This window comes from Streptomyces sp. NPDC079141, from assembly GCF_040686775.1.
GTDB lineage: Bacteria > Actinomycetota > Actinomycetes > Streptomycetales > Streptomycetaceae > Streptomyces.
Genome location: NZ_JBFBLP010000014.1, coordinates 75,294 through 91,245, shown reverse-complemented (window position 1 = coordinate 91,245; position 15,952 = coordinate 75,294). Strand labels below are relative to the sequence as shown.

Sequence of the window (15,952 nt, the reverse complement as noted above, 5' to 3'; positions counted from 1 at the left end):
AGGGACCTGACTCATGGGAGCGCAGCTCCGGGTCTACAAGCGTCGCATCAAAACCGTCACCGCGACCAAGAAGATCACCAAGGCGATGGAGATGATCGCCGCCTCGCGCGTCGTCAAGGCGCAGCGCAAGGTGGCGGCCTCCACGCCGTACGCGACCGAGCTCACCCGCGCGGTCACGGCGGTCGGTACCGGCTCGAACACGAAGCACCCGCTGACCACGCAGGCCGAGACGGTCACGCGGTCCGCGGTGCTGCTCCTGACGAGCGACCGTGGTCTCGCCGGTGCCTTCAACTCCAACGCCATCAAGACGGCGGAGCAGCTCACCGAGCGCCTGGAGCGCGAGGGCAAGCAGGTCGACACGTACATCGTCGGCCGGCGTGGTCTGGCGCACTACAACTTCCGTGAGCGCAAGGTCTCGGAGTCGTGGACCGGGTTCACGGACGAGCCGACGTACGCGGACGCCAAGAAGGTCGCGGCGCCGCTGATCGAGGCCATCGAGAAGGACACGGCCGACGGTGGCGTGGACGAGCTCCACATCGTCTTCACCGAGTTCGTCTCGATGATGACGCAGACGGCGCTCGACGACCGTCTGCTGCCGCTGAGCCTCGACGAGGTCGCCAAGGAGGCCGCGCCCAAGGGCGAGATCCTCCCGCTGTACGACTTCGAGCCGTCGGCGGAGGACGTCCTCGACGCCCTTCTGCCGCGCTATGTGGAGAGCCGTATCTACAACGCGCTGCTCCAGTCGGCCGCCTCCAAGCACGCCGCCACCCGGCGCGCGATGAAGTCGGCGACCGACAACGCCGGAGAGCTCATCGAGAACCTCTCCCGGCTTGCCAACGCGGCCCGCCAGGCCGAAATCACCCAGGAAATCAGCGAGATCGTCGGTGGCTCCGCAGCCCTGGCCGACGCGAGCGCGGGGAGTGACAGGTAATGACGACGACAGTTGAGACGGCCGCTGCCACGGGCCGCGTCGCCCGGGTCATCGGCCCGGTCGTCGACGTGGAATTCCCCGTCGACGCGATGCCCGACATCTACAACGCCCTTCACGTCGAGGTGGCCGACCCGGCCAACGCCGGCGAGAAGAAGATCCTGACCCTGGAGGTCGCCCAGCACCTGGGTGACGGCCTGGTCCGGACGATTTCCATGCAGCCCACCGACGGTCTGGTCCGCCAGGCCCCGGTCACCGACACGGGCGCGGGCATCACCGTCCCGGTCGGCGACTTCACCAAGGGCAAGGTGTTCAACACCCTCGGTGAGGTGCTGAACGTCGACGAGTCCTACGACGGTGAGCGCTGGGCGATCCACCGCAAGGCCCCGAACTTCGACGAGCTTGAGTCGAAGACCGAGATGTTCGAGACCGGCGTCAAGGTCATCGACCTTCTCACCCCGTACGTCAAGGGTGGAAAGATCGGTCTGTTCGGTGGTGCCGGTGTCGGCAAGACGGTGCTCATCCAGGAGATGATCTACCGCGTCGCCAACAACCACGACGGTGTCTCCGTGTTCGCCGGTGTCGGTGAGCGCACCCGTGAGGGCAACGACCTCATCGAGGAGATGTCGGACAGCGGTGTTATCGACAAGACCGCGCTTGTCTTCGGTCAGATGGACGAGCCCCCGGGCACCCGTCTGCGCGTCGCGCTGGCCGGCCTCACCATGGCCGAGTACTTCCGTGACGTCCAGAAGCAGGACGTGCTGTTCTTCATCGACAACATCTTCCGCTTCACCCAGGCGGGCTCCGAGGTGTCGACCCTGCTCGGCCGTATGCCCTCCGCGGTGGGTTACCAGCCGAACCTGGCCGACGAGATGGGTCTCCTCCAGGAGCGCATCACCTCGACCCGTGGTCACTCGATCACCTCGATGCAGGCGATCTACGTCCCCGCGGACGACCTGACCGACCCGGCCCCGGCCACCACCTTCGCCCACCTCGACGCGACGACGGTTCTCTCCCGTCCGATCTCCGAGAAGGGCATCTACCCGGCCGTGGACCCGCTGGACTCCACGTCCCGCATCCTGGACCCGCGGTACATCGCGCAGGACCACTACGACGCCGCCATGCGCGTCAAGACGATCCTGCAGAAGTACAAGGACCTCCAGGACATCATCGCGATCCTCGGTATCGACGAGCTCGGCGAGGAGGACAAGCTCGTCGTCCACCGTGCCCGTCGCGTGGAGCGCTTCCTGTCCCAGAACACCCACGTCGCCAAGCAGTTCACCGGCGTCGACGGGTCGGACGTTCCGCTGGACGAGTCGATCGCGGCCTTCAACGCGATCTGCGACGGCGAGTACGACCACTTCCCGGAGCAGGCGTTCTTCATGTGCGGTGGCCTGGAGGACCTCAAGGCCAACGCCAAGGAGCTGGGCGTCTCCTGAACTCGCTGAGTTCGAAGTGAGCCCTGTGGCTCACGTCTGAGGGGGCGGGTGCGTCCCGCCCCCTCTTTTACGCCCACTAGACTTGTAACCAACACCCGGCAGACCCGCCGGGTGGTGACCCGAGGAGCCACCCTTGGCTGCTGAGCTGCACGTCGCGCTGGTCGCGGCCGACCGAGAGGTCTGGTCCGGCGAGGCCACCCTGGTCGTCGCGCGCACCACGTCCGGCGACATCGGCGTCATGCCCGGTCACCAGCCGCTGCTCGGTGTGCTGGAGTCGGGCCCGGTGACCATCCGTACGAGTGATGGTGGAACGGTCGTCGCCGCGGTGCACGGCGGTTTCATCTCGTTCGCGGACAACAAGCTGTCGCTGCTGGCCGAGATCGCCGAGCTTTCGGACGAGATCGATGTCCAGCGTGCGGAGCGGGCGCTGGAGCGCGCGAAGTCGGAGGCCGACGCCTCCGCCGAGCGCCGCGCCGACGTCCGACTGCGTGCCGCGGCGGCGCGCTGAAATCAGCGCCGATCGCGCGATGACGTAACTCAGCCGCGGCTGGTACCGGAGTGATCCGGTACCAGCCGCGGCTGAGGCAGATATGGATGTTTTTTCCGTTCCGTTACCTGAATTGAAGGTACCTAGGAGACGAGGAGGTCGGTGTCGATGGTCCTCGCTCTGACTGTGTGCGGAATCGTCGTGGCCGTAGTGGTGCTGGGGCTGTTCGTCTTCGGCCTGCGCAGAAGGCTCATCCAGCGCTCCGGCGGCACGTTCGACTGTTCTCTGCGCTGGGACACCCCGGAGAGAACGGACACCAGCGGAAAGGGCTGGGGCTACGGCGTCGCCCGCTACAACGGCGACCGCGTCGAGTGGTACCGCGTCTTCTCCTACGCCCCCCGCCCGCGCCGCGTCCTGGAGCGCGCGTCGATCGAGGTCGCGGGGCGCCGGCTGCCCGAGGGCGAGGAGGAGCTGGCGCTGCTCTCCGACGCCGTCATCCTCACCTGCCTGCACCGGGGCACGCGCCTGGAACTCGCCATGAGCGAAGACGCGCTGACCGGTTTCCTTGCGTGGCTTGAGGCAGCCCCGCCAGGCCAACGCGTCAACGTGGCCTGATCCCTACGCCCACTCGCACACCGGGTTGGCCGGTGGGGGTTCCGGTGCGACCGTCACCGTGACGTTGACCGGGCATGTGGCGAGAAGGGCGGCGGCCGTGGCCGTGGTGAACACCCCCGCGGACGCTGTTCTGGGCCCGCTGATCCGGACGGTCCCGCCGATCCTGGCGCGCTTGCCGATCCTGCGTTTCATTCGTCCCCCCGAATGAGTCATTCCGCTTGTCGTGCCGAGATACGAAGTGTTCCCGGTCGGCTCCCGGAACCCCATGGCCTTCCGGCCTGCCACACCGGGCCGACCGGCCCTCATCGGCGCACGCCGGGGGCGCGCGGGCACGGACGAACGCCGCGGACAGACCCGGGGGTCCGTCCGCGGCGCTGGTGTGCGGGGAGAACTGAGGTCAGTTCAGACCGCTGTTGATGGCGCTCACCAGCTCGCCATTGCTGGTGTCGCCGCTGAACTCCCAGAAGAACGCGCCGCCCAGGCCCTGGTTCTTGGCCCAGGTCATCTTGGTGCCGATGGTGGCGGGGGTGTCGTACGACCACCAGTTGCTGCCGCAGTGGGCGTACGCCGTGCCGCCGACGGTGCCGGTGGCCGGGCAGGAGTTCTTGAGGACCTTGTAGTCCTCGATGCCCGCTTCGTAGGTGCCGGTGGCCGGGCCGGTCGCCGTGCCGCCGGGGGCGGACTGGGTGACGCCGGTCCAGCCGCGGCCGTAGAAGCCGATGCCGAGCAGGAGCTTGGCGGCCGGGACGCCCTTGGCCTTGAGCTTGGCGATCGCGTCGGCGGAGTTGAAGCCCTCCTTCGGGATGCCGGAGTACGAGGTGAGCGGCGAGTGTGGGGCGGTGGGGCCGGTCTTGTCCCAGGCGCCGAAGTAGTCGTACGTCATGACGTTGTACCAGTCGACCGAGGCCGAGGCGCCGCCGTAGTCGGCCGCGTCGATCTTGCCGCCGGAGGAGGCGTCCGCCGTGATGGCGGCGGTGATCAGGTAGTTGCTGCCGAACTCCGAACGCAGGCCCTGCATCAGGTTCTTGAAGGCCGCGGCACCGGAGGTGTCACAGGTCAGACCGCAGGCGTTCGGGTACTCCCAGTCGATGTCGATGCCGTCGAACACATCGGCCCAGCGCGGGTCCTCGACGACCGCCTTGCAGGAGGCGGCGAAGGCGGCCGGGTTGGCCGCGGCCTGCGCGAAGCCGCCGGAGTAGGTCCAGCCGCCGAAGGAGTACAGCACCTTGATGTGCGGGTACTTGGCCTTCAGCTGGCGCAGCTGGTTGAAGTTGCCGCGCAGCGGCTGGTCCCAGGTGTCGGCGGTGCCGCTGACGGACTGGTCGGCGGTGTAGGCCTTGTCGTAGGCGGCGTAGGTGTCGTCGACGACGCACTTGCCGTCCTTGACGTTGCCGAACGCGTAGTTGATGTGCGTGATCTTCGACGCGGAGCCCGAGGACACCAGGTTCTTGACGTGGTAGTTGCGGCCGTAGACGCCCCACTCGGTGAAGTAGCCGAGCTTGACCTTGTCACCGGTCGGGGGCGGTTCCGTGGTGCCGCCGGTGGTGTGCACCGCGACCGCGCCGCTGACCGGGCCGGTCTGGTCGGCGGTGTCCCGGGCCTGGACGGTGTACGAGTAGTCGGTGCCGGCGGTCAGACCGGTGTCCGTGTACGTCGTGCCCGTCACGGTGGCGACCTTGGTGCCGCCGCGCAGGACGTCGTAGTTCTTGATGCCGTTGTCGTCGGTGGCGGCGGACCAGCTCAGCTTCACCGAGGTGTTGGTGATGTCCGAGGCGGTCGGGGTGCCGGGGGCGGACGGGGCCGCGTCGCCCGGGACCGTGGTGCCGCCGTCACAACTGCCGCCGTTCAGCTTGCAGTTGGAGGGGGAGCCGGAGCCGGTGCCGTTGAAGCCGAAGGAGACGGAGGCGCCGGGGGCGAGCGTGCCGTTCCAGGACTTGTTCTTGGCGGTCCAGTGGGTGCCGGAGGAGGTGACGTCGGCGTCCCAGGCGGAGGTGACGGAGGTGCCGGAGGGGAAGTCCCACTCGACGGTCCAGGAATTGATGGTTGTGGTGCCGGTGTTCTTCACCGTCCACTTGCCCTCGAAGCCGGTGCCCCAGTCCTGGGGCTTGGTGTAGGTGGCCGTGGCCTCGGTGGCCGCCTGGGCGGGGCTCGCGAGTGCGACCAGACCGGCGAAGGGGAGCAACAGGGTCGCGAACCCTGCCGCGGCTCTGTGTCTGAAGCGCATGCTGCGCCTCCCTGTCTGAAGGGGGTGGTGGGGCGTGACTGAGCCTTCACGCCCACGGTGCCGCGAGAATAGAAAGGTCTGGACCATAGGTCAATAGGTCCAGACCAGTTGGGCGGAGGGGTTCGCAGGTGCTCCCTAGATCCCCAACTCCTGTGCCAGCACCGCCGCTTGGACCCGGCTGCGCAGCTCCAGCTTCCCCAGCAGTCGGCTGACATGCGTCTTCACCGTTGCCTCCGCCATGTCGAGACGGCCGGCGATAGCGGCGTTCGACAACCCCTCGCCCAGGCACGACAGCACCTCGCGCTCGCGCCGGGTCAGCGCGTCGAGCACCGCCGGATCGGACTTCGGCTCCCGCACGGGCTTGGCGGCGAACTCGGCGATGAGGCGCCGGGTGACGGCCGGGGCGACGATCCCCTCGCCGCCCGCGACCGTCCGTACCGCCTGCAGCAGATCCCCGGCCTCCGTGTTCTTCAGCAGGAAGCCGGAGGCGCCCGCCCGTAGCGCCCCGAAGACGTACTCGTCGAGATCGAAGGTGGTCAGCACGAGCACGTCGGCGAGCCCCTCCTCGACCACCCTGCCGGTCGCCGACACCCCGTCCAGGCGCGGCATCTGTACGTCCATCAGCACCACGTCGGGCCTGAGCTCCCGGGCCAGCGCCACCGCCTGCTCCCCGTCCGCCGCCTCGCCGACCACCTCGATGTCGGGCGCGCTGCGCAGGATCAGGACAAGACCGGCGCGGACGGCGGACTGGTCCTCGGCGACCAGGACGCGGATCATTCGGGGTCTCCTTCGGTGAGGGGGAGGGTGGCATGTACGGTCCACAGGCCATCGCCGTGGCTCGCCGTGAACGTGCCGCCCAGCAGCGCGGCCCGCTCCCGCATCCCGACCAGACCGGCGCCGGAGCCGGGGGCCCGCGGGCCGTCCCGGTCGCCGTACGGGCTGGTGACCGCGACGCTGAGGGAACCGTCCTGCCGGGCCAGCGACACCGTGACCCGGCCGGGGCAGGCGTGCTTGAGGGCGTTGGTGAGGGACTCCTGCACGATCCGGTACGCGGCGAGCTCGACCGGGGCGGGCAGCGGGCCGTGGTCGGAGTCGAGGCTGACGTCGAGGCCGTTGGCGCGGGCACCCTCGACCAGGGAGCCGAGGCCGTCGAGGGTCGGGGAGGCGGCCGGTTCCAGGTCGCCGCTGCTGTCGCGCAGGATCCCGATCAGCCGCCGCATCTCGGCGAGCCCCTCCACGCTGTTCTCCCGGATCACCCCGAGGGCCTCCCGGGAGGTCTTCGGGTCGTCGAGGGAGAGCGCGGCGGTGGAGTGGATGGCGATGGCCGAGAGATGGTTGGCCACCATGTCGTGCAGCTCGCGGGCCATCCGGGCGCGCTCGGCGACGACCGCCTGGGCGCGGTCCTCCCCCATTGCCTTAAGGGCATGGGAGGTGCCCCCACGGCGAGCAGCGCGGTCTGTTCGGCGCGCAGCCGGGCCGTCTCGGCGGCGTCGCGGTGGTGGCGGACGAGGGCGCCGGTGATGGCGGGGCCGAAGGACACGATGGCCGCGCCGAGCCCGACGAGCAGCGCCTCGGGGCTGCGCCACCAGATCAGGAACGCGAGCGTCACACCGATGCTGATCAGGCCGGTGGTGACGGGGATGCGGCGGGCCGCGGCCGGAGTGCCGTACAGCACGGCCGAGTAGGCGAGATCCGTGAACATCATGATGGTCGCCGCGTTGCCCGGGGTGAACATGTCGAAGGTGAGCGCGAAGGTGCCCACCACCAGGGCGGTCTGCGGCCTGGTGCGGCGCAGCAGTTCGAGGCCGGCCATCACCGTCAGCGGGATCAGCCCCCAGCCGGCCGCCAGCACCCCGCTGCCCGAGGTGTGCAGGCCGAGCGCCCACATCGCGACCCCGCCGAGCAGCCCGGCGACGGCGACCACGACGTCGAAGCGGTGCGGGCGGGGGAGTCGTACGGCCATACCCCCATCCAACAGGGGCCGGGCGCCCGGCGCCTGATGCCCGGGAAGGGTCCCCGACTGCATCTTTCGATGTACGGCGGGTTCGTCAGCGCCGATGAGGAAACGGGCGCGGGCCGACGCGAGCCTGAAAGGGTGACCGATTCCCTGGTGAGGAGCGAGCCGTGATCGTCGGACTGATCGTCGCCTGCGAGGTGGCCTTCTGGGTGCTGCTGGCCGCGGGGCTGACCTTGCGCTACCCGCTGAGGATGCCCCGCGTCGGCCTCGCCCTGCTGCTGTGCGAGCCGCTGCTGGAACTGGTGCTGTTCACGGTCACCGCGATCGACCTCAAGAACGGTGCCGAGCCCGACTGGAAGCACGGCCTGGCCGCCGTCTACATCGGCTTCACCGTGGGCCTCGGCCACTCCACGATCCGATGGGCCGACGCCCGTTTCGCCCACCGCTTCGCGGGCGGCCCGCCACCGGCGCGGCCACCGAGGTACGGAACGGCCCGCGCCGTCCACGAGTGGAAGGTCGCGGGCCGCTGGATCCTCGCCGCGATGGTCGCCATGGCCCTGCTCCAGGCCGCGGTCTGGTACGTCGGCGGCGACGGCGGGACGGAGTCCCTGCGCGCCTGGCAGCAGCGCATGCTGTGGCTGATCGGCATCAACGTGGTCATAGCCGTCAGCTACACGCTGTTCCCCAAGCGTGAGCGCTAACGCTCCCCGCCCGGCACCCAGAGCACGTCCCCGACATCCTTGTTGGCCGTACGGGCCAGGATGAAGAGCAGGTCCGACAGCCGGTTGAGGTAGGTCGCGGTGAGCGGGTTCATGACCTCGCCGTGCACCTCCATCGCGGCCCACGTCGAGCGCTCCGCCCGCCGTACGACCGTGCAGGCCTGGTGGAGCAGGGCGGCGCCCGCCGTACCGCCCGGCAGGATGAACGAGCGCAGCTTCTCCAGCCGCTCGTTGAAGCGGTCGCAGTCCGCCTCCAGCTTGTCGATGTAGTACTGCTCGACCCGCAGGGGCGGGAACTCCGGGTTCTCCACCACCGGCGTCGACAGATCCGCGCCCACGTCGAACAGGTCGTTCTGGACGCGGGTCAGAACCTTGACGACCTCCTCGTCCAGGTTGCCCAGCGCGATCGCCGTCCCGATCACCGCGTTCGCCTCGTTGGCGTCCGCGTACGCGGAGATCCGCAGGTCCGTCTTGGCGACCCGGCTCATGTCGCCCAGGGCGGTGGTGCCCTTGTCGCCGGTCCTGGTGTAGATGCGTGTCAGATTGACCATGCGATCAGCGTAGACAGCGTGCGGCCGCTGAGCGAGAAGGGGCTCAACTACGCCGTACGGGGCGTGTTATGACCCCTGCCGGTGTGATGTCCGTCAGATGAGACGTGACGCGCATTACTTACCGGTCACACAGCCCCTCACGGACGCTAGGGTCCGCCGGAGAGGCAATCTCAACAGCGTGTAATGGGGAGTCGCACAGTGGCACGGAAGCTTGCCGTCATCGGCGCCGGCTTGATGGGTTCCGGCATCGCCCAGGTCTCCGCCCAGGCGGGCTGGGACGTCGTTCTGCGCGACGTCACCGACGAGGCGCTGAAGCGCGGCACCGACGGCATCAAGGCCTCGTACGACAAGTTCGTCAGCAAGGGGCGGATGGAGGCGCACGACGCCGACGCCGCCCTCGGACGCATCACGACGACCACCGACCTGGACGCCGTCGCCGACGCCGACATCGTCGTCGAGGCCGTCTTCGAGAAGCTGGAGGTCAAGCACGAGATCTTCCGCACGCTCGACAAGATCGTGCGCGACGACGCCGTGCTCGCCTCCAACACCTCCGCGATCCCGATCACCAAGATCGCGGCCGTGACCGAGCGCCCGGAGCGCGTCGTCGGCACGCACTTCTTCTCGCCGGTCCCGATGATGCAGCTGTGCGAGCTCGTGCGCGGCTACAAGACGAGCGACGAAACCCTCGCCACCGCGCGGGAGTTCGCCGAGTCCGTCGGCAAGACCTGCATCGTCGTCAACCGGGACGTGGCCGGGTTCGTGACGACCCGTCTCATCTCCGCCCTCGTCGTCGAGGCCGCCAAGCTCTACGAGTCGGGCGTCGCCACGGCCGAGGACATCGACCTCGCCTGCAAGCTGGGCTTCGGCCACGCCATGGGCCCGCTGGCCACGGCGGACCTCACGGGCGTCGACATCCTGCTGCACGCCACCAGCAACATCTACACCGAGTCCCAGGACGAGAAGTTCGCTCCGCCGGAGCTGATGCGCCGGATGGTTGACGCCGGTGACATCGGTCGCAAGAGCGGGCAGGGCTTCTACAAGCACTGAGGGCACTGAAACCGCACAGACCCCGGGAGTATCACTCCCGGGGGTGAATTCGGTATCGGTTCGCTTACAGACGGCAACCTCTGACTGCTTTTCACTGTCAGAGGTTGCATCACCGGACACCACACACGGAGCACGAGACGCACGCTTAGGGGAGCGCTATGCACATCAGGGGCGACCACGCCGAGCTGGTCGTCGGGGGCCGCCTCGACGTCCGCAGCGCGGCGGACGCCCGTACGGTCCTGCACTCGGCCGTCGACGACGGAGTCGGCGATCTCGTGCTCGACCTGTCCGAGCTGGACTCCTGGGACGCCACCGGACTGGGAGTGATCATGGGGGCGCACCGGCGCGCCGGCCGCTGCGGCCGACGACTGGTGCTGCGGGACGTACCGCCGCAGATGCAGCGCCTGCTGGTGGCCACCCGGCTGCACCGCATCCTCGCCATCGAGGGCGGCATCGGCGTGGAGTCGCTGCCGCGCGTGTGACACCGCAATTCGGGTGTGAACCGGGCGACAGGGGAGAGCCGGGCGGGCGTCGGCGAAACGCACGTCGCGCACAATCCTCACGAGACTGTGATGTCTCGGACGGCGCGGTACCCCGCCCTGTCGTAGATACTGTGCGAAGGTTTAGGGTTCGGTCGCCCGCTGCGTGACAACCCTTCGAGCGGGCCCGGACCAGAAGCGACAGCGCGGTGTGCAGCAGGCCGGGAGGGGCCGAAAACGGCACACGACGCTTTTGGGGGGCTTGAAACCTATGGACCCGAACAACCGGGGACCTGAGGAGTACGGCCAGGACGGTGGCGCGGACGCGCCACGTCAGCGCCCGCCCAGGGACCCCCTCACACCCGACTTCGGACAGCACGCGCCCGCACTGGCCCGCACCGTCCAGCTCGTCTCGGGCGACTTCCTGCTCACCGTCAACCCCGTCGACGGCAGCGAGATCGAGGCCTGCCCGCCCGGCGAACGGCCGACCCGGCCCGGCAAGCTCACCCCGGCCGCCCGCGCCGAGGTGGACCGCGCGGCCAAGCCGCCCGTCCCGCCCGGGCCCGGCGGCCCCACGCTGCCTCTGCTGGCCCGCCAGGACGAGCGCGAGCGACTGGTGCGCCTGCTCGCCCGCGGCCGCTCCGTACGCCTCACCGGCCCCGCGGGATCGGGCCGCACCAGCCTCCTCGACCTCGTCGCCGAGGACTGCGCGGACCTCGCCCCCGACGGCGTCGTCCGCCTCAACGGCTTCCACCGCACGGCGAACGACCTCCTGCACGACCTCTTCTACGCCGTCTACGACGCACCCCTGCACCGTCCGGAACGGGACGAGCTGCTCGCCTGCATCCGCGAGATCGGCGCGGTCGTGGTCATCGACGACATCGAGTTCGGCGGGCCCGCGCTCGACGAGCTGCTCGACGCCACGCCCGAGTGCGCCTTCCTGATCGGCGCCACCCCCGACGTGCCCGCCCCGTCCGCCGGCTCCGCGCTGGAGGAGGTCTTCCTCGGCGGCCTGGAGCGCGCCGCGGGACTGGACCTGCTGGAGCGTGCCGTCGGCCGCGCCCTCACCGAGGACGAGGCCAACTGGGCCGGCGACCTCTGGTTCGAGTCCGAGGGCCTGCCGCTGCGCTTCGTCCAGGCCGGCGCCCTGCTGCGCCAGCGCGACCAGCTGCGGGCCGGGGCCGGAGCCGTCGACGAGTTCGGCGTCTTCGAGGACGCCCTGCCGGTCGACGCGGCCGTCGACGCGCCCTTCGACCCCGACGATGTCGAGGAGATACCCCTGCCGGCCCTCGGTGAGGCGGCCGCGCCCGCCCCGCTGCTCGCCGCCCGGCTCACCGCCTCCGCCCGCGCCACCCTGCGCTTCGCCGTGGCGCTCGGCGGCGAGGTGCCCCACCAGGCCCATCTGCCCGCCCTCGTCGGCGACACCCACGCGGACGCCGCCCTCGGCGAGCTGGCCGCCTGCGGACTGGTCTCCCCGGTCGGCGCCCGCTACCGCCTCGCGGCCGGCGTGCAGACCCAGCTGGAGGCCGCCGGATACACCGACGACGTCGAGGACCGGACCCTGACCGCCGCCCAGCACTACGCCTGGTGGGCCGGCCATCCCTCGGTGACGCCGGAGCGCGTGTGCGCCGAGGCGGACGCCGTGCTCGCCGCCCTCACCGTCCTCGTGCCGGGCACCACGCCGCCCGCCGAGGACGAGGAGAGCGCCACGGTGGCGCTCGCCCGCACGGCGGCGCCGGCGTTCGCCGCGGGGCTGCACTGGAGCGCCTGGGAGCGGGCGCTCAGGTCCGGCGCCGAGGCCTCCCGGCTCGCCGGGGACGTCGGTGAACAGGCCTATTTCCACCACGAGTTGGGCATCCTCGCGCTCTGCGCCGGACAGCTCGACCGGGCCCGCGCCGAACTGGAGGCCTCCAACGGCCTGCGCGGCGCCCTCGCCGACAAGCGCGGCACCGTCGCCGGCCGCCGCGCGCTGGCGCTGGTCGCCGACCGTGCGGGGGACACCCCCGGCATCGGCATCGTGACCGGCGCCGGAGCGACCGCCGGCGAGGAGGTGCCGGCCGCGCGCCACGAGGAGTCGCAGTCCCCGCCCGGCGGCGTGCCGACGGCGTTCCCACGGCCCGCGGACACCTCGACCGTGGTGGTCAACCGAGCCGCGAGCGTCGGGCCGTCGCGCAAGGCGCGGGGCGGCCTCAAGGGGCTCGCCAAGCGCAACCTGGTGGCGGCCGGCGCGGGCGCGCTGCTGGTGGCCGTGCTCGGCACCGTGGTGACCCTCGGCGCCACCTCCGACAACGACGGCACTCCGCCGTCCGACCAGGTGGGCGTCAACCCGTCCGCCAGCCAGGGCTCCGGCGACGACAGCCTCGGCGCCGACCGGGCGGAGGACGGCGAGGGCTCCGGCGACACCGGCACGGCGACGAGCCGGCCGACGGATCCCGGACCGGACGGGACGCTCGGCACCTCCGACGACCCGACGCCGACGGACACGGCGGAACCGTCCGACGACCCGAGCGGCACGGGCGGCACGGGCGGCTCGGGCGGCGACCCGTCGGACTCCCCGTCGAAGCCGCCGAGCTCGTCGACCAAGCCGCCGACCTCGTCGAGGCCGCCCACGGAGACGTCCAGGCCGCCGACGGAGACCTCGAAGCCGCCGACGGAGACGCCGACCGAGACCCCGACGGAAACGCCCACGGACACGCCGACGGAGACCACCCCGAGCACCTCCGACTCGGCCAGCGGCCCGTCGGAGACCAGCAGCTCCGCCAGCGCCCCCACGACGACCGAGGAAGGCTCGCCCAGCAGCTCCGAGCAGGTCATCTGACGCCCGTTCCACACGAAGAGGGCCGGATCCGTTCACCGGACCCGGCCCTCTTCGCCGTAACAGCCGTGGGTCAGAACAGCCGCAGCTTGTCGTCCTCGATGCCGCGCAGGGCGTCGTAGTCGAGGACCGTGCAGCCGATGCCGCGGTCCGTCGCCAGCACGCGGGCCTGCGGCTTGATCTCCTGGGCCGCGAAGATGCCGCGGACCGGCGCGAGATGCGGGTCGCGGTTCAACAGCTCCAGATAGCGGGTGAGTTGCTCCACGCCGTCGATCTCGCCGCGCCGCTTGATCTCGACCGCCACGGTCTGGCCCTCGGCGTCCCGGCACAGGATGTCGACCGGTCCGATGGCCGTCATGTACTCGCGGCGGATCAACGTGTAACCCTCGCCGAGCGTTTCGATGCGGTCGGCGAGCAGCTCCTGAAGGTGTGCTTCCACGCCGTCCTTGATCAGGCCCGGATCGACGCCCAGTTCGTGCGAGGAATCGTGGAGGATCTCCTCCATCGTGATGATGAGCTTCTCGCCCGCCTTGTTGGTGACGGTCCAGATGTCCTTCTGCTCGCCGTCGCCCTCCTTCAGGGAACAGGGCGGCGACATCCAGTTCAGGGGCTTGTAGGCCCGGTCGTCCGCGTGAATGGAGACGCTGCCGTCCGCCTTCACGAGGATCAGGCGGGGGGCGGACGGGAGATGGGCGGTGAGCCGGCCCGCGTAGTCGACGGAGCATCGGGCAATGACGAGACGCATGGTCGGCAACGCTACTCGACGGGCACAGGTGGACGCGATTCGCCCTGGAAAACCACAGACGACCGATGTTCGGTTGTGGCCGATTGTGCGCCTACCGGGACTGCCCCATGTACGCATTCTTCTGGTGCCGTCACGGTCCGTTGCCTACCGTAGAGAACAGGAGGTCGCGGCGCGTGCACGCAGAGTGTCGGTGTCGTGAACTCCCTTCCCTGTCCGGCAACCCCTGTTGTTCGGGGGTGCGAGAGGAGAACTCATGTCGCTCGACGTCTCACCGGCCCTATTGGCACAGGCCGAGCGAGGCGAGGTCGACGAAGCCGCCTTCGTCGACTGCGTCCGGACCTCCCTGCCCTACGCATGGGAGATGATCAGCTCCCTGGTGGCTCAGCTGAAGGTCGACGGTGGAGAGTTCGCCGACAACCAGACGCCCCCGCCGGACGAGCAGGCGCGTGGTCAGCTGCTGCGTGCACTCGCGAGTGACGCTATACGCGGCGCACTGCAGCGGCACTTCGGTGTCCGGCTGGCGTTCCAGAACTGCCACCGCGTGGCGGTGTTCCCGCTCGACCCCTCGGTCGACGAGACGCTGGCCCGGTTCACCTCGGTGCGCAACCAGCTGCTGAACCAGTCCCCGGAGCTCAGGGACTGCTGAAGCCCGTGAGCCGCTTGCTTGCCGCTCCCTACGCGGGAGGTGCATGACCAGTGGGGCGGCAAGCCTCCGGCCGGGCAGGGCGGTTCAGCCGAGGTGCGGCAGCACTTCGGCACCGAGCCGCCGTACGTTCTCCTCCGTCGCCGCCAGTTCGCCCGAGCCCTCGACGAGCAGGGCGAAGCGGGTGATGCCGGTCCGCTCGCTGGTCGCCGCCAGCCGGTCGGCGCACAGCCGGGGCGTGCCCACCGGGTGCAGCCCGCAGAGCAGTTCGGTGTACGCCAGCGGGTCCCGCATCGCCCGATGGCGGCCGTCGACCGTCACATGGGCCTCCAGGCCCTGCCGCAGAAAGCCCGGCATCGCCTTCAGCAGGGTCTCCGCGGCCTCCGTGCGCCGGTCGGCGATCTGGCAGACGCCGGCCGACACATGGGCGGCCGTGCGGACCTCCTCCGCCGACCGCCCGGAGGCGCGGGCGTGCTCCCGCCACAGGGCGACCATCTCGGCCTTCTCCTCGTCGCCCACATGCATCCCCAGCAGCATCGGCAGCCCGCGCTCGGCGGCCAGCCGCACGCTCCTCGGGGACGTGCACGCGAGGACGACCTCGGGTCCGGCCGTCTCCGCCAGGCACTCCGAGGGCCTGGGGACGACGGGCACCTCGCGGAAGGAGAAGCGCTCCCCGTCGGCGGAGACCGACGGTTCGCGCAGCCAGCGCACCAGCAGATCGAGTGATTCCGGGAACCCCCGCTCGTACGCCTCCAGACCCGAGCCGAACACCTCCAGATCGACCCACGGACCGCCGCGCCCGACGCCCAGCGAGAACCGCCCGCCGCTCGTCACATGCAGCAGCGCGGCCTGCTCGCCGAGGGCCACCGGGTGGGCGGTCGGCAGCACACTGACCGCCGTACCGACCCGGATCCGGCGGGTGCGGCCGAGCAGTAACGCGGCCAGGGTGACCGCGGACGGGCAGGTGCCGTACGGCACGAAGTGGTGCTCGGCCAGCCAGACCGAGTCGAGCCCCGCCTCTTCCGCGACCTCGGCCGAGCGGACCGCGCGGTGCAGCGCCTCCCCCTGCCCCTGGCCCGGGAACTGGGCCGCCAACACGAAACTTCCAACGCGCATTGCTTTTCCTGCTTCCTTGGCTCCGACGCGGAGCTCCCCCACCCGGCATAACCGTCTGACACGTGCCGAGGACACGGCCTGACGGAGCAATTTGCGGATTGTCTGCAGAATGGGAGTCATCGGAAGGGGACTTGTGGCGATTGGTGCCCTACGCGTACCCCTGCCGGCGCCGCGTAGGCTGGACACG

The 15,952-nt window shown here is 70.2% G+C and carries 15 protein-coding genes and 1 pseudogene; 9 read left to right on the top strand and 7 right to left on the bottom strand.

From position 1 onward, the window contains the following. The first annotated feature begins 13 nt into the window (after window positions 1–13). From AB0Q90_RS30725 to AB0Q90_RS30710, 4 genes are all read left to right on the top strand, one after another. Entirely contained in the window at window positions 14–931 is a 918-nt protein-coding gene (locus AB0Q90_RS30725) for a F0F1 ATP synthase subunit gamma (protein ID WP_363163240.1), read from the top strand. Next, window positions 931–2,367: a F0F1 ATP synthase subunit beta gene (gene atpD, locus AB0Q90_RS30720; RefSeq protein ID WP_363163239.1), complete on the top strand. Its 1,437-nt coding sequence runs from the start codon at window positions 931–933 to the stop codon at window positions 2,365–2,367. The genes AB0Q90_RS30725 and atpD overlap by 1 nt, the downstream gene beginning before the upstream one ends. 133 nt (window positions 2,368–2,500) lie before the next feature. After that, entirely contained in the window at window positions 2,501–2,875 is a 375-nt protein-coding gene (locus tag AB0Q90_RS30715; RefSeq protein WP_363163238.1) for a F0F1 ATP synthase subunit epsilon, read from the top strand. Between the two features lie 147 nt (window positions 2,876–3,022). Continuing rightward, the gene (locus AB0Q90_RS30710; protein WP_363163237.1) at window positions 3,023–3,469 is read left to right on the top strand and encodes a DUF2550 domain-containing protein; all 447 of its coding nucleotides are present in this window, start codon (window positions 3,023–3,025) and stop codon (window positions 3,467–3,469) included. Window positions 3,470–3,472: 3 nt separating this feature from the next. Here AB0Q90_RS30710 and AB0Q90_RS30705 read toward each other — a convergent pair whose 3' ends face one another. From AB0Q90_RS30705 to AB0Q90_RS30690, 4 genes and pseudogenes are all read right to left on the bottom strand, one after another. After that, window positions 3,473–3,661: a hypothetical protein gene (locus AB0Q90_RS30705; RefSeq protein ID WP_363163236.1), complete on the bottom strand. Its 189-nt coding sequence runs from the start codon at window positions 3,659–3,661 to the stop codon at window positions 3,473–3,475. Between the two features lie 205 nt (window positions 3,662–3,866). Then, window positions 3,867–5,693 carry a glycoside hydrolase family 18 chitinase gene (locus AB0Q90_RS30700; protein ID WP_363163235.1) on the bottom strand — a complete coding sequence of 609 codons (1,827 nt, stop codon included), beginning with the start codon at window positions 5,691–5,693 and terminating at the stop codon, window positions 3,867–3,869. Window positions 5,694–5,828: 135 nt separating this feature from the next. Continuing rightward, the gene (locus AB0Q90_RS30695) at window positions 5,829–6,470 is read right to left on the bottom strand and encodes a response regulator transcription factor (RefSeq protein ID WP_363163234.1); all 642 of its coding nucleotides are present in this window, start codon (window positions 6,468–6,470) and stop codon (window positions 5,829–5,831) included. Then, a pseudogene (locus tag AB0Q90_RS30690) lies at window positions 6,467–7,656 on the bottom strand (histidine kinase). Before AB0Q90_RS30690 ends, AB0Q90_RS30695 begins: the two are co-directional and overlap by 4 nt. A 161-nt stretch (window positions 7,657–7,817) precedes the next feature. Here AB0Q90_RS30690 and AB0Q90_RS30685 point away from each other — a divergent pair. Next, window positions 7,818–8,351 carry a hypothetical protein gene (locus AB0Q90_RS30685; protein WP_363163233.1) on the top strand — a complete coding sequence of 178 codons (534 nt, stop codon included), beginning with the start codon at window positions 7,818–7,820 and terminating at the stop codon, window positions 8,349–8,351. Here the strand turns inward: AB0Q90_RS30685 and AB0Q90_RS30680 are convergent. Beyond that, a complete protein-coding gene (locus AB0Q90_RS30680) occupies window positions 8,348–8,920 on the bottom strand; it encodes a cob(I)yrinic acid a,c-diamide adenosyltransferase (RefSeq protein WP_363163232.1) in 573 nt (190 codons plus the stop codon). The two genes, AB0Q90_RS30685 and AB0Q90_RS30680, sit on opposite strands and share 4 nt — an antisense overlap. Before the next feature lie 198 nt (window positions 8,921–9,118). Here AB0Q90_RS30680 and AB0Q90_RS30675 point away from each other — a divergent pair, with 198 nt between their 5' ends. The 3 genes from AB0Q90_RS30675 to AB0Q90_RS30665 all read left to right on the top strand — a co-directional run bounded on the left by AB0Q90_RS30675 (window position 9,119) and on the right by AB0Q90_RS30665 (window position 13,264). After that, window positions 9,119–9,967 carry a 3-hydroxyacyl-CoA dehydrogenase family protein gene (locus tag AB0Q90_RS30675; protein ID WP_363163231.1) on the top strand — a complete coding sequence of 283 codons (849 nt, stop codon included), beginning with the start codon at window positions 9,119–9,121 and terminating at the stop codon, window positions 9,965–9,967. A 158-nt stretch (window positions 9,968–10,125) separates the two neighbouring features. Then, the gene (locus AB0Q90_RS30670; RefSeq protein ID WP_007499006.1) at window positions 10,126–10,449 is read left to right on the top strand and encodes an STAS domain-containing protein; all 324 of its coding nucleotides are present in this window, start codon (window positions 10,126–10,128) and stop codon (window positions 10,447–10,449) included. A gap of 268 nt (window positions 10,450–10,717) precedes the next feature. Then, a complete protein-coding gene (locus tag AB0Q90_RS30665; RefSeq protein WP_363163230.1) occupies window positions 10,718–13,264 on the top strand; it encodes an ATP-binding protein in 2,547 nt (848 codons plus the stop codon). Between the two features lie 70 nt (window positions 13,265–13,334). Here the strand turns inward: AB0Q90_RS30665 and nucS are convergent, their stop codons facing one another. Next, on the bottom strand, window positions 13,335–14,006 hold the full coding sequence (gene nucS / locus AB0Q90_RS30660) for an endonuclease NucS (protein WP_363163229.1): 672 nt from the start codon (window positions 14,004–14,006) through the stop codon (window positions 13,335–13,337). A 253-nt stretch (window positions 14,007–14,259) separates the two neighbouring features. On the opposite strand from nucS, the gene AB0Q90_RS30655 reads away from it, so the two are divergent. Then, window positions 14,260–14,652, top strand: a complete 393-nt coding sequence (locus AB0Q90_RS30655) for an SCO5389 family protein (protein WP_363163228.1) — start codon at window positions 14,260–14,262, stop codon at window positions 14,650–14,652. Window positions 14,653–14,736: 84 nt separating this feature from the next. Here the strand turns inward: AB0Q90_RS30655 and AB0Q90_RS30650 are convergent, their stop codons facing one another. Then, complete coding sequence (locus tag AB0Q90_RS30650; protein ID WP_363163227.1) at window positions 14,737–15,765, bottom strand: LLM class flavin-dependent oxidoreductase; 1,029 nt, start codon at window positions 15,763–15,765, stop codon at window positions 14,737–14,739. Between the last annotated feature and the right edge of the window lie 187 nt (window positions 15,766–15,952).

Coding starts and splice junctions, on each gene's coding strand:
- AB0Q90_RS30725 (WP_363163240.1), top strand. CDS start 14: ATGGGAGCGCAGCTCCGGGTCTACAAGCGTCGCATCAAAACCGTCACC.
- atpD (WP_363163239.1), top strand. CDS start 931: ATGACGACGACAGTTGAGACGGCCGCTGCCACGGGCCGCGTCGCCCGG.
- AB0Q90_RS30710 (WP_363163237.1), top strand. CDS start 3,023: ATGGTCCTCGCTCTGACTGTGTGCGGAATCGTCGTGGCCGTAGTGGTG.
- AB0Q90_RS30705 (WP_363163236.1), bottom strand. CDS start 3,661: ATGAAACGCAGGATCGGCAAGCGCGCCAGGATCGGCGGGACCGTCCGG.
- AB0Q90_RS30700 (WP_363163235.1), bottom strand. CDS start 5,693: ATGCGCTTCAGACACAGAGCCGCGGCAGGGTTCGCGACCCTGTTGCTC.
- AB0Q90_RS30695 (WP_363163234.1), bottom strand. CDS start 6,470: ATGATCCGCGTCCTGGTCGCCGAGGACCAGTCCGCCGTCCGCGCCGGT.
- AB0Q90_RS30680 (WP_363163232.1), bottom strand. CDS start 8,920: ATGGTCAATCTGACACGCATCTACACCAGGACCGGCGACAAGGGCACC.
- AB0Q90_RS30670 (WP_007499006.1), top strand. CDS start 10,126: ATGCACATCAGGGGCGACCACGCCGAGCTGGTCGTCGGGGGCCGCCTC.
- AB0Q90_RS30665 (WP_363163230.1), top strand. CDS start 10,718: ATGGACCCGAACAACCGGGGACCTGAGGAGTACGGCCAGGACGGTGGC.
- nucS (WP_363163229.1), bottom strand. CDS start 14,006: ATGCGTCTCGTCATTGCCCGATGCTCCGTCGACTACGCGGGCCGGCTC.
- AB0Q90_RS30655 (WP_363163228.1), top strand. CDS start 14,260: ATGTCGCTCGACGTCTCACCGGCCCTATTGGCACAGGCCGAGCGAGGC.
- AB0Q90_RS30650 (WP_363163227.1), bottom strand. CDS start 15,765: ATGCGCGTTGGAAGTTTCGTGTTGGCGGCCCAGTTCCCGGGCCAGGGG.